The sequence below is a fragment of the Natronorubrum thiooxidans genome (genome assembly GCF_900156475.1).
Taxonomy (GTDB): domain Archaea; phylum Halobacteriota; class Halobacteria; order Halobacteriales; family Natrialbaceae; genus Natronorubrum; species Natronorubrum thiooxidans.
In genome coordinates this window covers 263,439-278,272 of the sequence record NZ_FTNR01000002.1, presented here as the reverse complement: position 1 = coordinate 278,272, position 14,834 = coordinate 263,439, and the positions used below count along the sequence as shown (strand labels likewise).

The following is a 14,834-nucleotide window of genomic DNA, read 5'->3' as shown; positions in this document are numbered from 1 at the left end:
CTGACGCCGATCGGACGTGCCTCGAGTGTCGCGGGAGTTATTCTTCCCGGCGTGCAATCGCGAGGTATGTCGTCGCTGGGGCCCGTCGCGATGGGGATCGTGGCACTGTTCGGGTTCGCGATCCTGGGTGGTGGTCTCTCGATCGCTGCGGTCGGTGTCGGTCGTCTCCGGACCGCTCGAGCACTCCGCGAGGCCGAGCCGATCCCGTTGGGAGCGGTCCCCGAGGCGAGCGGTCTCGTCGAGTTCGAGGGAACGGTACAGCCCCACGGCGAGGAGACACTCGAGGGACCGATTTCCGGGACGACGTGTCTGGCCTATACGGTGCAGTCCCGCACCCGCGATGAGAACGGGGACGTCGGTGAGTCGGCGTGGACATTCGACAGGGGAATCTCGGCTGGCGTCCCCTTCGCGGTCGACGACGGCGTCGATCGCCTCGCCGTCGATCCGGCAAACGCGGTCCTCTCGCTGACTGACTGGGGAGCCGAGGGGACGCCGTGGACGGATCGAACAGCGCTCTCGAGTGATGTGCTGGATCGACTCCAGACGGCCGGCCTCCCGGAGGCTGGTACCGAACCCGACGCTGTGGATTCCGATCCGGCGGGCGTTACACGGCGTCAGTACCGCGAACATCGCCTCGAGACTGGAAGCGACGTCCACGTCTTCGGTGGCTCCGTCACCGACTCGAGCGACCGGCACACGCTGGTTACCGTCACCGGCGATGACTGGTTCGAAATTACGGCGGGTGACGAGCCGACCGTCCTCGCCGATCGACAGCGGTCGGGTTCGCTCTATCTGATCTTTGGCGGGCTGCTCGCAGTTCCTGGCGTCAGCTTTGCGCTCGCGGGTATCGTTGGACTGGTCTCGATGCTCTTCCTGTGAGACGCGGCCGGTCCCGTTGGTTCGGGCGCAGACGGATCAGGGCCCATCTCGCTTGGCCGTCTCGAGGTCGTCCAGACGGTCGAACGCCCAGTCGATGGCAACGACGTTACGCGGCCGTTCAGTGAGCCCATCACGACTGACGACCTCGAACGTCCGATTCCGTGCGTCGGGAGTAAACGGTGCCACGGCCATGAGTCGAGCGACGTCGGCCCGGGGGATCGATCCCGCCACGGAGTTACCACCCCTGCCGACGACGGGTTCGTCGGTCGGCGGCGCGTTCGTGAGTCGTCCCGGCCGAATAATCGTATACGCCAGCCCGGAACGGGACAACGCAGCCTCGGCGTCCCGTTTGGCACGCAGCGAGCCGCGGATCAGGAGGCGAGCAGGCAGCGAGAGGCCGGCTTTCGAGTTCCCGACGCCGATCGCGCTCTCGAGGACGAAATAGTCGACATCAGCACCCAGCGCGGCCGTCACGAGATTGATGACGCCGGTTCGATCGACAAGTTTGCCGCCAACCGTGTGTCGCCAGCTCGGTGGCGTGCCGAGCGCACAGTAGATGAGATCGCAGTCCTCGACGGCTGCGACCGCGTCGGCCGATTCGAAGAAGTCGGCGACGATCACCTCGTCGGCACCGAGTCGCTCGAGGGTGTCGGCGTGGGCACACGAGCGCGTCGTCGCACGAACGGTGAGCTCCGTCGGTCGTAACACGGACAACAGCTCGTTCCCGGTGTCGCCGCTTGCTCCAGCGATAAGAACACGGGATGGCGTCTCGGTTCCGATGTCAGTCATCGAGTGGGGTACTGTCCGGGCACGGATAATCTTCACCCGGTATCAGCTCCGTTGACAGTCAAAAACGGGACACAGTCTCGCCGAACGACCAGTCTCGGACGACCGCCGCCTACTTGGTCGACTGCAGTCGTTTCGTCGTCTGGACGAGCGGATGGCGGGCGTAATCGACGACATCGATGTCATCGATCTGCTCTAACTCCTCTTTCGCTGCCGTGTTGGCCATCCCGAGCTCGACTTCCTGATCGATAACGATGACGTAGGCATCCATTTCGTCGATATCGAGCCGGTCCGCCGCGAGGACGCGGTGGTGCCCGTCGGCCAGCAAGAGCGTCCCGTTGTTGTCGATAACGACCAGCGGCTCGGCCAGCCCGTGCTCGAGTTCGTACCGTCGGCCCTCGAGTTCGTCGGCGTACACGCGCCCCTGCGTGGGTGTGAGATCCGCGAGTGGCACCGTCCGTCGTTCTTGCTCGAGCTCGATCTCGTGGATCTGCTCGAGCGTTCGCATCAGCTTCCCGACCTTTTCGGGGGTTGCACGCTCGATCTGGCTGCGGATGACATCGGCGTTCGAGATGATCCCGACGAGATTCCCGGCGTCGTCGACGACGGGGAGTTTCTGGATTCCCGACCGGAGAATCACGCGGGCCGCGTCGGTCACTTTCATATCGGGATGGGCGACGAGTAAGTCCGTCGCCATCACCTTGAAAATAGGGTCGTCGTCGTCGGCCAGCAACAGATCGCGGGCACTGATAAACCCCTCTACGCGGCGTCGCTCACAGACAGGGAAGCCACTGTGTTCGTCGCTCTCGGCGATTCGCGTTGCGACGTCGCTGACCGTCGAATCGGGGGCGACCGTCACCACGTCTCGCGTCATATACTCTTTGACCTGCGGCTTGCTCCTGTCCGATACAACATCCATAGCTGATCCAACGGTTCCCGCGTGCAAAAGGCTGTCTTCCCGCTTTCGCCGCCCCGACACTACGCGGACTCCTCGCTTTCGGCGTCTCCCTCGTCGATCGTAAACAGCCACTCGCTGGTCTGGGTGTAGGCCCCAACCGACGTCCCGGGTCGGGTCTCGATCGCCTCGAGAAATCGGTTCGTGATTACTTCTTCGACGACGCTGACGATCGACTCGACCTCGTTCTCGTCGTTCGTACTCCCCAGAATGCCGATCTCGAGTTGTGCGCCGGCCATATCGGCGTGACCACCGGCGCTGCCGATCCGATCAAACGCATCCCGAAGCGTCTCGCCGAGGTCGACGTCGGAAGCCCGTGACCGCGCCGAGAGAAACGCCATCTCGTCCCGGAAGCCAAAAACCAGCGTCGTCTCGATGCCGTCCATCGCCAGCAGTTGATCGGCCGCCTGTGGCAACGCATCGCGGTCACTGATCCGCCCGACGCTCGCCACGGCGACCGACGCTCGCTGGATGCGGTTTTTGATCGCTCGAGCGACCGTCTCCAGGGTCTCCCCTTCGACCGTCGGCTGTTCGATCTGATCCAGCACCGACGTGTCGACGTATGGGTAGAGAATCGATGCGGCGTCGAAATCCGCCGGTGATACCTCTCGAGTGAAATCGTTCGTATCGATCCGGATTCCGTACAGTAACGCCGTCGCCGTCGCCACACTGGGCTCGAGCCCGAACCGCTCGAGGTAGTCGGTCAGGACGGTACTGGTCGCGCCCGCGTGTTCACGGAGATCGACGAACTCGCCGGGAACCGGTCCGCGAGGTGGATGATGATCGATGACGATGTCGACGTGGAGGTCTTCGGGTAACTGGTCGTTGACGCCGGGACGGGAGTGATCGACCAGTGCGAACGCGTCGTACTCCTCGAGCGAGTCCGTCGGCGACAGGTTTCGAAGATCGAGGTCGAGTAGGTTGACCATCGCGCGGTTTTCCTGATGGGAGATGTCGCCGAAGTAGCAGGCGTCGGCATCGATATCGACCTCTGCAGCGATATCGGTCAGCCCGACGGCGCTCGCAATCGCATCCGGGTCCGGGTTGTCGTGCATGACGACCGCCAGTCGGCCGTCGATCGACGATAGCTGTTTTCGCAGGCCGATGGCGGCATCGGCCGACGGACGGGCCACGCCATTGAGGATGTGATCGACCATCGCCGACTCGGCATCGATTACGCGATCTGCGAGGTCGTCGAACGCGCTCCGATCGCCACTGGTTGCGTTCCCACCGAGGTATGCGACGATCAACGCTGTCTGGAACTGCGCTCGCGCTCGCTCGAGTGCGGCTCGATTGACGTCGGTCCGATCGCTCGCGACGACGATCACGTCGGGCGACTCGACGTTTGCGATTACGGATGGATCAGTCGGATCGGCGTTTCGAGCGGGAACGCTCTCGTCGCGAAGCGTCTCTACGGTGCTCGTATCATCGGTCACAACGAGGAGTCGGTCGCGAGCAGTGTCGTCGCGATCGTGGAATCGATCGACGACTTTCCGACCGACAGTCCCACACCCGAGTACGAGCCGGAAAACCATTTATGCCGGCTTGCCACCGCGACGGGTAAAAGCTACCGGCTGCGCGCTCAGGCGAGTGCTGCGGCAGCCGCGTCGGTTGCGGCGTCGGCGATCGGGCCGAAGCCGGCAAGCAATGCGACCGTCATCACGGCAGCGACGATGATCGCCGCGTAGAGTCCCACCGGTTGGTCGAGTACGCCACGGTCCGGGAGTGGATCCTCGATCAAGACCGCTTTGACCAGCCGTGAGTAGTAGTACAGCGAGAGTGCACTGTTTACCACCAGCGCACCAGCGACGACGAGCATGGCGGTGCTGCCGATACCGATCGCGCCGGTAAACAGGAAGTACTTGCTCCAGAAGCCGGCAAACGGCGGCACGCCGGCGAGGCTGAACATGAAGACTACCAGCGCGGCACACGCGACTGGTGCCTGTGCCGAAAGGCCATTGTAGTCCTCGAAAGTTCGGCCGACGCCCCAGTGTTCGGCGAGCGCGACGAACAGGAACGCACCCGTGTTCATGAAGCCGTAGACGAGCAGATGCATCATCGCCGCGCCCATCACGAGCTCGCCACCGTCGGCAGTGAGCCCTGCGAGCCCGATCAGCGCGTACCCTGCGTGGCCGATCGAGGAGTAGGCGAGCATCCGCTTGACATTGTTCTGGGTCGCCGCCGCGAAGTTCCCGAGCGTCATCGTGACGATCGCGAGGATGACAAAGGCAAGCGTCCAGTCGACGCCGATGAGTTCCCGTGTCGCCTCGAGCGGGAACGCGGTCGTGAACACGCGGAACGCGATCACGAAGCCGGCGGCCTTCGACGCCGAGGAGAGAAACGCACTGATCGGTGCGGGCGCTCCCTCGTACGCTTCGGGGGCCCAGAAGTGGAACGGAACGCTTGCGGTCTTGTACGCGAAGCCACCGATCAGCATGAGGATGCCGAGTCCGAGCAGGCCACCGTAGCTGTCCGCTTCGCCGGCTTCGATAACTGCCGCGATGTCTTCGAGATACAGGTGTCCGGTCGCGCCATAGACCAGCGAGATCCCATAGACGAAGATCGCCGATGAGAGCGCGCCGATCAGGAAGTACTTCAGCCCGGCCTCGACGCTTCCGCGATTGTCCTTTAAGATCGCCACGAGCGCGTACGATGGCAGGCTTGCAAGCTCGAGGGCGATGAAGATCGTCACGAGGCTGTTTGCGGCGGCCATCATCGACATCCCGGTCGCCGCGAGCATGACGAGCGAGTAGTACTCGGCCTGGTAGGTGTGGCCGGCGAGATAGTCGTAGCTCGCCACCGCGATCAACGCGGTGACGATTGCGACGATGATCATGAAGTACAGCGCAAGCTGGTCGACGACGAGGCCGTGGATCGGCTCGATTTCGCCGCGACCACCGTCGATCGTGGGTGTGCCGACGCCGGCAACGGTAAACCAGACGGCGACGCCGAGCGAGACGAGTGCGCCACCGGCTGCGGTGCCGGCAAGCAGCGAGCGGCTCGTCGACCGCGGCGAGATGCTGTCGAAGACGAACAGCGCCAGCGCGGTTGCGGCCATAATCAATGCCGGTGCGAGTGCCATCCACTCGGGGAGTTGGAACACCGCCATTACAGTTCACCTCCGTTCAGGATCGGATCGACTGCGTCGGTTATCATCTCGAAGATCAGATCGGGTGCCACGCCAAGGAGGATGATGATGCCGAGCAACACGAACATCGGCACGACGTCGTGTAGCGGTGCGCGGCCCACCTCGTAGTCGGTTTCGAGTTCGTACGGCCCGAAGACGGTTCGCTGGAGCGCAAACAGCAGGTAGCCAGCGACGATGACGATGCCGAACATCGCGAGCGACGTGAACACTTGCGAGTACGGGAGCTGTTCAGCGCCGAAAGCCCCGAAGAAGATTGTGAACTCGCCGAAGAAGCCGGACATCAGCGGCAGTCCCATGTAGCCGAACGCGCCGGCGATGAGAATACCCACCGCGACGGGCATCCGATCCGCCATTCCCGACATATCGGTGACGAGTCGGGTGTGTGTCGCGTTGTAGATGACGCCGACGGCCATGAACATCAGCCCCGAAATGAAGCCGTGTGAGACCATCTGGAACGTCGCCCCGCCGACGCCGAACTGGGTGTACGCGATCAGCCCGAGGATGACGTAGCCCATCGACGACACGGATGAGTAGGCGACGATCCGTTTCAGGTCGGTCTGGGCGAGTGCGAGCATCGCCCCGTAGATGACGCTGATGACGGCGATCGCCGCGATCGGCACGGCGTACGTCTCGACCTGTCCGGGGAACATCGTGAAGTTGAACCGCAACAGCGCGTAGGTCCCCATCTTCAGCAAGACACCAGCCAGCAACACCGACGCCGGCGTCGGGGCCTCAACGTGGGCGTCCGGGAGCCACGTGTGGAACGGAACGACCGGAACCTTCACTGCAAATCCGAGGAACATCGCGACGAACACCACCGAGGTGAGCGTCGTTCCCTCGAGGCCGAGGAAGCCGTCGGGACCTCCGTTGAGCATCGCCGTCGCGATTTCGGGCAGGGCGAACGACGTCACCGAGTCGCCGAGCCCGAAGACGAGTGCGATGAACGCACCGAACATCACGAGCGACGCCACGTTCGTGTAGACGAAGAACTTGATCGCGGCGTACTTCCGGCGCGGGCCGCCCCAGATACCGATCAGCAGGTACATCGGGATCAGCACCGCCTCCCAGAAGATGAACCAGAGGAAGAAATCGAGCGCGCTGAAGACGCCGATGAGGTTCGCTTCGATGAACAGGACGAGCCCGTAGAACTGGGACTCGCGGTCATCGATCGGCGTCCACGAACTCATAATCGCAAGCGACACCAGAATCGTCGTCAGGACGACGAGCGGGATGCTAATGCCGTCGAGCCCGACGAACCACGAGATCGAGTACTCGCCGAGTTGGAGCCACTCGTACTGGGACTCGAAGGCGAGTGTCCCGTCGAGTAAGGCGTTCCCGCTGCCGTCGAAGGCCGTGAACATCCAGAGGCTAAGCACGGCGGGCACGAGACTGATCGCGAACGCCAGTTTGCCTGCGATGCGATTCGGCGCAACGAACGTCACTAGCGCGCCGACCAGTGCGACCGCGATTAGTATCTCGATCATCATCAGAACCACCCTCCATACAGTCCGAGCACGAGCAGTAAGCCGATGAATCCGGCCACCAGCAGTGCTGCGTAGTTTGTCACGATTCCCGTCTGGATTCGTTTCACACGGCTACTGCCGAACAAGCTTATGGACGAAACCCCGTTGACGGTTCCGTCGATAACGGTCCGATCAAAGCGGTCTGCCGCTCGTGCAATCGGCTGTGTGACCCCTTCTGCGAGCCAGACCTGGAACTCGTCCTGATAGTAGTTGCTTCGCAAGACGGTGTACGCGCCGCCAAGTTTCGTCATGTGGCGGGACGGTTCAGGCACGTTGTACAGCGTGTGTGCGGTGAACGCCCCAGCTAACGCGAGTCCGAGCGAGACGCCGGCACCGATCAGCATGGTCACCGTCTCTGAGGAGATGTAGCCCTCCTCGAAGGGGACCGTCTCGTGGTACTCGTGGTAGGTCAGCCCCTCGATCGCTCCGTACTCGCCGTCGAGCCAGAACTCGAGGAACGTGATATCGATACTGAGGAGTTTCGCGATGGGGGCGAGGTTCGCGAGGCCGACGACGGTTGCGAGGATACCGAGCGTGATCAACGGGACTTTGACCGCCCAGCCGACCGGGTGTGGGTCCTCGGCTGCCTCGGACCGGGGTTCACCGTGGAAGGTCAGGAAGACCATCCGGAAGGTGTAGAAGCCAGTGAAGAAGACAGCCACCAGTCCCATCGCGTAGGCCGCGAGGATAACCGGCTCCTCTAAGCCGACGATCAGCGCATCGTAGAGGATCTCGTCTTTCGACCAGAAGCCCGAGAACGGGATGATTCCCGCAAGCGCGAGCGCGCCCGCGAGGAAGGTGTAGTAGGTGACCGGCGCTTTGTCCTTGAGACCACCCATTTTCCACATGTCCTGTTCGTGGTGCATGAGGATGATGACGGCCCCGGCACCGAGGAACAGGAGCGCCTTGAAGAAGGCGTGATTCATGAGGTGGAAGACCCCGGCGACGTAGCCGCCGACGCCGAGTCCCAGCATCATATAGCCGTACTGGCTGATCGTCGAGTACGCGAGGACCTGTTTGACGTCGTCTTTGACGACGCCCATCGTGGCCGCAAACAGTGCGGTAAAGCCGCCGACGAAGGCGATGATCGCCAGCGCCGTCGGCGACAGGGCGTAGTAGCCGAACATCCGGGCGACCAGATAGACACCGGCCGCGACCATCGTCGCCGCGTGAATCAGCGCGGAGACGGTGGTCGGACCCTCCATGGCGTCGGGGAGCCAGGTGTGGAGTGGGAACTGGGCGGATTTCCCGATGACGCCACCCAGCACCAGTAGTCCGGTGATCGTCACCCACGTCCGGGCGTCGAAGCCGAACAGCTGCGTGCCATCGTTGATCGCGGTCTCGGCCGCTGTCACGAACGAGTCGTCGCCAGCGAACGCGACCGTGCCGAACGTCGCCGCGATGGCGACGACCCCGATCAGGAAGAAGTAGTCACCGAATCGGGTGACGAGGAACGCCTTCTTTGCCGCCGATGGGGCCGACCGCGTTCGGAACCAGAAGCCGATCAACAGGTACGAACACAGGCCGACGAGTTCGAAGAACATGAACGCCATCAGCAGGTTGTCCGCGAAGACGAAGGCGAGCATGCTGAACGTAAAGAGGCCGAGTTCGGCGTAGTATCGGGGCAGTCCCGTCTCGCCTTCCGCGTTCATATATCCGAGGCTGAATACGTGAACGAGCAACGCGACGAGCGAGACGATGACCAGCATCAGCGTCGACAGCGGGTCGAGCAGGATCCCGAACGTGAATTCGATCTCCTCGGCACCGACCTGGCTCGTGATGTCGCCGGACGTCCACTCGTACAGCGTTTCGTGATACACTTCGCCACCCGCGACGGCTGCAAACATCACGAGCGACAGCAACAACGAACCTGCCGTCGCGAAGATGCCCGCAATCGCCCCTTTCTTCGGCATATACTTGCCGAACACCAGAGCGACGACAAACGCCACGAGCGGGAACAGTGCGATCGCCGGAGCGTAACTGAAAGTTCCTGTTCCTGCCATCTTACCACCTCATCGTCGTCGGAACCGTGACGTCGACGTCACGGAAGTTACGGTACAGCACCAGAATGATCCCGAGCCCGACGGCGACCTCTGCGGCGGCAAGCGCCATGGTAAATAGCGCGAACACCTGCCCCGTGAGGTTGCCGTGATAGAACGCGAAGGCGATCAGGTTGATGTTCGCCGCGTTCAACATGAGCTCGGCGGACATCAGGAACATCAGTGCGTTACGACGCGTCAACACGCCGAAAAGCCCGATACAGAACAGGCCCATCGACAACAAGACGTAGTACTCGACGGCGACGGTCATTGGTCGTCACCTCCACTCGAGTCCGTTCCGGCCGATCCGCCGTCGGTCGCCGTTGACTCCGAGCGGCCAAAGCCACTCGAGTCGGCCGTTTCGGCGGTGTCCGGGGTCGAACTCGCGAGCGGCGAGACTGGTTCGCCTTCCTCCTCGCGTTTCGCGAGGACGAGCGAGGCGTCGAGGGCGGCGTCGAGGGTGATTGCGATCAGCAAGAACGCCGCGAGGAACGGCTCAGTTGCGCTGATCGAGCCGTCTGTCGACTGCAACACCTCGAGGTCGAACATCGCGTAGCCGATTTCGGACGTGATCGCGATCCCGTCTGGATAGCCGGCAGTTGCCATCGACGCAAACGACGTGTTCAGGACGATCAGTGCCATCAGCCCAAAGAGGGCGACGGCAAGCAGTCCAGGTAGCAGCGTCTTGCCGAGTCTGAGCTGTGGGCCGGTCGTCATGTCTGTACCACCTCTGTGGACGCCTGCTCGTCACGCTGGGTCAACATCACCGCGAAGGTGATGAGGATGAGCACCCCGCCGACGTAGACGAGAATCTGCATCATCGCGACGAACTCGGCAGCGAGCATCACATAATGTACGGCGATGCTCAAAAGCGCCACACCGAGCATAAGCGCCGAATGCCACGGATCCCGAAAGAGAACCACACCCAGCGCGCTGGCAAGCGTCACGAACGCAAACAGTGCGAACGCGATCGTTTCCATCATTGTTACTGGTAATCAACGTCTCCGTCACCCTCGCCGATCCACGCACCCCGGTCGGGCTCGCGTGACTCGAGCGGGTCGATATCTTTGTACCACGGTACGGCTCGCAACTGATCTTTGTTGTAGACCAGGTCGTGTTTGGTGTCGCCGGTGAACTCGAAGTTCTGGGTGAGCAAGATCGCATCGACAGGACAGACTTCCTCACAGAGCCGACAGTAAATACACTGTCCGATGTGGAGGTTGTACTGTTCACCGTTGCGTTTGTCGTCCATCACGATCTGGATCGTGTCGTTCGGACAGACGTTCTCACACTGGCGACACCAGATACAGCGCTCCTGGCTGAACTTGTGGACGCCCCGAAATCGCGGGGAGACGTCCGGGGCAGTCTCCGGATACTCGACGGTAAACGTCGAGCCATCCAGTGCGTGTCTCATCGTCGTGGCCATCGATTTGAGTAGTCCGATCATGCAATCAGCCCCACAATTACTGCGGTAATGACGAGATTAGCGAACGAAAGGACAAGCAGTCCCTTCCAGCCGATCTCGATGAGTTGGTCGATCCTGACACGTGGCACCGCCGACCGAAGCCACTGGGTCAGGAAAAACACGCCCCAGATCTTGATGATAAACCAGACGATACCGAGTTCGGCCGGTCCTGGCCCTGCCGGGCCGCCGAGGAAAATCGTCGCGATGATCGCCCCACCGAGGAAGATGTGGATGAACTCCCCGAGGTAAATCAACACGAAATAGACCGAGGAGTACTCGGTCTGGTAGCCAGCGACGATCTCGGTCGGCGCTTCGGGCGTGTCGAAAGGGTTGCGGCCGACTTCGGCGAAGTTCGCCACCAGAAAGAGCACGAACGCAAACGGGTTGACCAGCGCATACCACGCTGGAATGTCGAGGCCGCCGAGCGAGACGAGCGTCTGTGCCTGTGCATCGACGATCGTACTCATCTGGAGGGAGCCGGCGAAAATGACGACCGACATTCCGGTGACGACCAGCGGAATCTCGTAGGCGACGTTCTGTGCGACCGCCCGCAGGCCGCCGAGCATCGAGTACTTGTTCGCCGACGCATAGCCAGCCATCACCAGCCCAATGCTGGCGATGCCGGCGACCGCGAAGACGAACGCGAGGCCGACCTCGGGGTCTGCGAGGTGGATCCCGCTGCCCATCGGGATCACGGCAAAGCCGAGCAGCGCCGACGATGCGATGACGAGCGGCGCGAGATCGTACGCCGGTCGATCGGCATCCTCCGGGATAATGAGCTCTTTTGAGAGCAGTCGCACGGAGTCGGCGACGATGATCAGCAAGCCGGCCGGACCGAGGCGGTTGACTGCGATTCGGTCAGTGAACGCAGCCGTGATCTTTCGTTTCGCCCACGGGCCGGCAACGCCGGTCATCGCCAGCATGATGTTGCCGACAATAAACGCCGCGAGGAACGTCGCGAGCAGTTCGCCGCCGACACCGAACTGGTCTAAGCCGGTCAGCTCGCCGATTCGCTCGGGAAGCAACACGGTATCGCCTTGTAACGGCAGTGTAACACCGCTGACCATACCTACCGATCCACCTCCCCGAGAACGATATCGAGGCTGCCAAGCGAGGCGACCAGGTCAGGGATGTACTCCCCTTCGGACATGACCTCGAGCGCCGAGAGGTTGTGGAAACACGGACTTCGGATCTTGAATCGGCCGGGTTTGTCCGTCCCGTCCGATCGAATGTAGATCCCGAGTTCACCCTTTGCGCCTTCGACCGCACGGTAGACTTCCGTGTCGGCGTCCGGTTTGAGCGTCCGGGGAACGTTTGCCTGTACCTCGCGGTCGTCTTCGGGCCAGTCCTCGAGCAAGTCAAGACACTGCTCGATGATCTTGGCCGACTCCTCGACTTCCTGCATACGGACGAGGACGCGGGCGTAGTTGTCACAGCCGTCTTCGGTGACGACGTCCCACTCCAAGTTCTCGTAGTAGCCGTAGGGATCGTCACGCCGCAGGTCGTAGTCGACCCCGGAGCCACGGGCGACAGGGCCGGTACAGCCGTAGTCTTTGACCTCCTCGGGTTCCAGAACGCCGGTGTTGTGACACCGGATCTGGAAGATCTCGTTCGAGGTGATCATGTCGTTGTATTCGTCGACTTTCGCCGGCAGTTCGTCGAGGAAGTCCCGCGTTTTCGCGATGAACTCATCGCGTGGCTCAGGCAGATCCCAGGCGACCCCACCGAGCCGGAAGTAGTTGAACATCAGTCGCTGGCCGGTGAGATCCTCGAGGATGTCCTGGACGACCTCCCGGTCGCGGAACGCGTACTGGAAGACGGCGGTGAAGTCGCCGTAGACGTCCAGCGCGAACGTGCCGAGTGCGAGCATGTGCGAGGCAATCCGGCAGAGTTCGGCACCCATCGTTCGGATGATCTGGGCGTACTCGGGCACCTCGATATCCGCCAGATCCTCGGCCGCGCGGGCGTACGCCCACTCGTTTAAGAGCCCAGCCGAGACGTAGTCCCACCGGTCGGGGTAGGGCATGATCTGGTGGCGATAGGTCCCCTGCTGGCACATCTGCTCCTCACAGCGGTGCAGATACCCGATGTCAGGGTCGATGTCGACGACTGTCTCGCCGTCTAACACCGTCTTGACGTGGAGCACGCCGTGGGTTGCGGGGTGGTGTGGCCCGATGTTGAGGAACATCGTGTCCGACTCCTCGTCGTGGTGGTCGGGCTGGATCGGGTTGGCGTGTTCCGAGAGCGTGACGATCTGTGGTTTCTCCTGATCGTAGCCATCCGAAAGCGGGTGGCCTTGCCAGGTTTCTGGCAGGAGAATCCGTCGCGGGTCGGGATGACCCTCGTAGTCGATTCCGACGAGGTCGAACGCTTCGCGCTCGTGCCAGTCTGCGGTCCGGAAGACGGGTTCGGCAGACTGACTGACGGGGTCGTCGGTCGACGTCGGCACGACCACCGAGACCTCCTGAGTCGGATCGGCGTACTTTTTGAGGTGATAGATCGATTCGTACCGATCCGGATACTGCTGGGCGGTGAGACAGGAGAGGTGATCGAAGCCGGCTTCGTCCCGGAGATCCGCGAGGACATCCTGAACGTCGTCCGGTCGGATAACGAATCCCGGTGCGTTTAGGTGATCGTCGCGTCCGAGTACGCGATCGCCCAGTAGCGCCTCGAGGTCGTCTTCGGTGACTTCGACCTGTGTCGTTCGTTTCTCGAGTCCCGTGCTCATGGTGAATCAGCCCAGTTGTACCGCATAACGAGGTCCTCCTCGTCGATTTCGCTCGCGAGTTTCTGGACGAGTTCGTCTTTGGGCAGGTCGCCGAACTGCTCGAGTTCGTACGGCTTGACGACGACCGGTGACGACTCGCCGTTTCGAATCCGCTCTTGCAGTTTGGCGACGCCATAAATAAGCGCCTCCGGCCGGGGCGGACAGCCCGGCACGTGAATGTCGACCGGGATGATCTCCTCGGCACCCTTGACCACGTTGTAGCCTTCCTGGAACGGGCCGCCGGAGATCGTACACGATCCCATGCCGACGACGAACTTCGGCTCCGGCATCTGGTCGTAGACGCGTTTCATTCGGGGGCCGAACTTCGAGACGATCGTCCCGGGAACGATCATCACGTCGGCCTGTCGCGGCGACGCGCGCGGAACGCCGGCACCGAAGCGATCGAGGTCGTGTTTGATCGCGTAGGTGTGGATCATTTCGATACTACAGCAGGCGATCCCAAACTGTAGCATGAACATCGAGTTGCCCCGGACCCAGTTCATGAACTGATCGAACTTCGTGAGGATAAACGGCGACGCGCCGAAGGCCTCCCGAAGCTTGGAGTTGAACCGGTCGTCCGGTCCTTCGCCGATCCGCGAGTCGCGGGTATCCGTCGACGGTGCGGTGCTATCGTGGATCGATTGCCGTGGATTGTTGCTACTCATTGTCGATCACTGCCAGACGTTGCCTGACTGGGTGTCTGTGCCCACTGTACTGCACCGGTGCGCCACGCCCATGCGAGTCCGACCATTAGAATGGCGACGAACAGCAGCATCGGCCCGAGGATCTCGAGCAGCGAGACGGCGTCCGATTCGACGGCATCCAGGTAGACAACCGCCCAGGGGAACAGAAGGACGGTCTCGATATCGAAAACGACGAACAGAAGCGCAACCATGTAGTACTGGATATTGAACCGAATGCGCGTCCCGCCAGTCGGAACCTCGCCACTCTCGTAGGTGGCACGTTTGCTCGTTTCGGGGACTGACGGCCGCAAGAGGTACGATACCGCCATCATTCCGAGCGGTATCAGTAGTCCAACGAGCGCCAGTGCCCCGATCGCGATCCAATCATTCATCTCCGTAACGTTCGGAGGTTCAAACCGCACGCATATAAGGGTTGATTGTTCGTTTTTCGGCAGAAGACGGACTCCAACGCCGTCTTTCGTGATAAATCACGCAGTTGGGTTTTACTCGTGTTTCATTTGTAGCTATCGAGAGTTAAACTAGTCTCCTCAGTGATTGATTCGTGATTCTCCACTGACTGCGTCGGTAC

The 14,834-nt window shown here is 61.8% G+C and carries 15 protein-coding genes; 1 reads left to right on the top strand and 14 read right to left on the bottom strand.

What is annotated here, in order from left to right; genetic code table 11:
- Window positions 1-66: 66 nt before the first annotated feature.
- Complete coding sequence (locus tag BW940_RS04390; protein ID WP_076607971.1) at window positions 67-879, top strand: hypothetical protein; 813 nt, start codon at window positions 67-69, stop codon at window positions 877-879.
- Window positions 880-915: 36 nt separating this feature from the next.
- On the opposite strand, the gene BW940_RS04385 is transcribed toward BW940_RS04390, so the two are convergent.
- From BW940_RS04385 to BW940_RS04320, 14 genes are all read right to left on the bottom strand, one after another.
- Window positions 916-1,668, bottom strand: coding sequence for an NAD(P)H-binding protein (locus BW940_RS04385; RefSeq protein ID WP_076607970.1), 753 nt, complete (start codon window positions 1,666-1,668; stop codon window positions 916-918).
- A 109-nt stretch (window positions 1,669-1,777) separates the two neighbouring features.
- On the bottom strand, window positions 1,778-2,584 hold the full coding sequence (locus BW940_RS04380) for a CBS domain-containing protein (protein WP_076607969.1): 807 nt from the start codon (window positions 2,582-2,584) through the stop codon (window positions 1,778-1,780).
- A gap of 59 nt (window positions 2,585-2,643) precedes the next feature.
- Complete coding sequence (locus tag BW940_RS04375; RefSeq protein WP_076607968.1) at window positions 2,644-4,155, bottom strand: DHH family phosphoesterase; 1,512 nt, start codon at window positions 4,153-4,155, stop codon at window positions 2,644-2,646.
- 47 nt (window positions 4,156-4,202) lie between these two features.
- A complete protein-coding gene (locus BW940_RS04370; protein ID WP_076607967.1) occupies window positions 4,203-5,729 on the bottom strand; it encodes an NADH-quinone oxidoreductase subunit N in 1,527 nt (508 codons plus the stop codon).
- Window positions 5,729-7,255, bottom strand: coding sequence for a complex I subunit 4 family protein (locus BW940_RS04365; protein ID WP_076607966.1), 1,527 nt, complete (start codon window positions 7,253-7,255; stop codon window positions 5,729-5,731). The genes BW940_RS04370 and BW940_RS04365 overlap by 1 nt, the downstream gene beginning before the upstream one ends.
- On the bottom strand, window positions 7,255-9,294 hold the full coding sequence (gene nuoL / locus BW940_RS04360) for an NADH-quinone oxidoreductase subunit L (RefSeq protein WP_076607965.1): 2,040 nt from the start codon (window positions 9,292-9,294) through the stop codon (window positions 7,255-7,257). Before nuoL ends, BW940_RS04365 begins: the two co-directional genes overlap by 1 nt.
- A gap of 1 nt (window position 9,295) precedes the next feature.
- Window positions 9,296-9,601, bottom strand: coding sequence for an NADH-quinone oxidoreductase subunit NuoK (gene nuoK / locus BW940_RS04355; protein ID WP_076607964.1), 306 nt, complete (start codon window positions 9,599-9,601; stop codon window positions 9,296-9,298).
- The gene (locus BW940_RS04350; protein ID WP_076607963.1) at window positions 9,598-10,047 is read right to left on the bottom strand and encodes a hypothetical protein; all 450 of its coding nucleotides are present in this window, start codon (window positions 10,045-10,047) and stop codon (window positions 9,598-9,600) included. Before BW940_RS04350 ends, nuoK begins: the two co-directional genes overlap by 4 nt.
- On the bottom strand, window positions 10,044-10,313 hold the full coding sequence (locus BW940_RS04345; protein WP_076607962.1) for an NADH-quinone oxidoreductase subunit J: 270 nt from the start codon (window positions 10,311-10,313) through the stop codon (window positions 10,044-10,046). The genes BW940_RS04350 and BW940_RS04345 overlap by 4 nt, the downstream gene beginning before the upstream one ends.
- 2 nt (window positions 10,314-10,315) lie before the next feature.
- Entirely contained in the window at window positions 10,316-10,777 is a 462-nt protein-coding gene (locus BW940_RS04340) for a NuoI/complex I 23 kDa subunit family protein (RefSeq protein WP_076607961.1), read from the bottom strand.
- On the bottom strand, window positions 10,774-11,862 hold the full coding sequence (locus BW940_RS04335) for a complex I subunit 1/NuoH family protein (RefSeq protein ID WP_076607960.1): 1,089 nt from the start codon (window positions 11,860-11,862) through the stop codon (window positions 10,774-10,776). Before BW940_RS04335 ends, BW940_RS04340 begins: the two co-directional genes overlap by 4 nt.
- Before the next feature lie 2 nt (window positions 11,863-11,864).
- A complete protein-coding gene (locus tag BW940_RS04330; protein WP_076607959.1) occupies window positions 11,865-13,523 on the bottom strand; it encodes an NADH-quinone oxidoreductase subunit D in 1,659 nt (552 codons plus the stop codon).
- Window positions 13,520-14,227: an NADH-quinone oxidoreductase subunit B gene (locus BW940_RS04325; protein WP_076607958.1), complete on the bottom strand. Its 708-nt coding sequence runs from the start codon at window positions 14,225-14,227 to the stop codon at window positions 13,520-13,522. Before BW940_RS04325 ends, BW940_RS04330 begins: the two co-directional genes overlap by 4 nt.
- Window positions 14,224-14,637, bottom strand: coding sequence for an NADH-quinone oxidoreductase subunit A (locus BW940_RS04320; RefSeq protein ID WP_006066753.1), 414 nt, complete (start codon window positions 14,635-14,637; stop codon window positions 14,224-14,226). The genes BW940_RS04325 and BW940_RS04320 overlap by 4 nt, the downstream gene beginning before the upstream one ends.
- Window positions 14,638-14,834 lie beyond the last annotated feature (197 nt).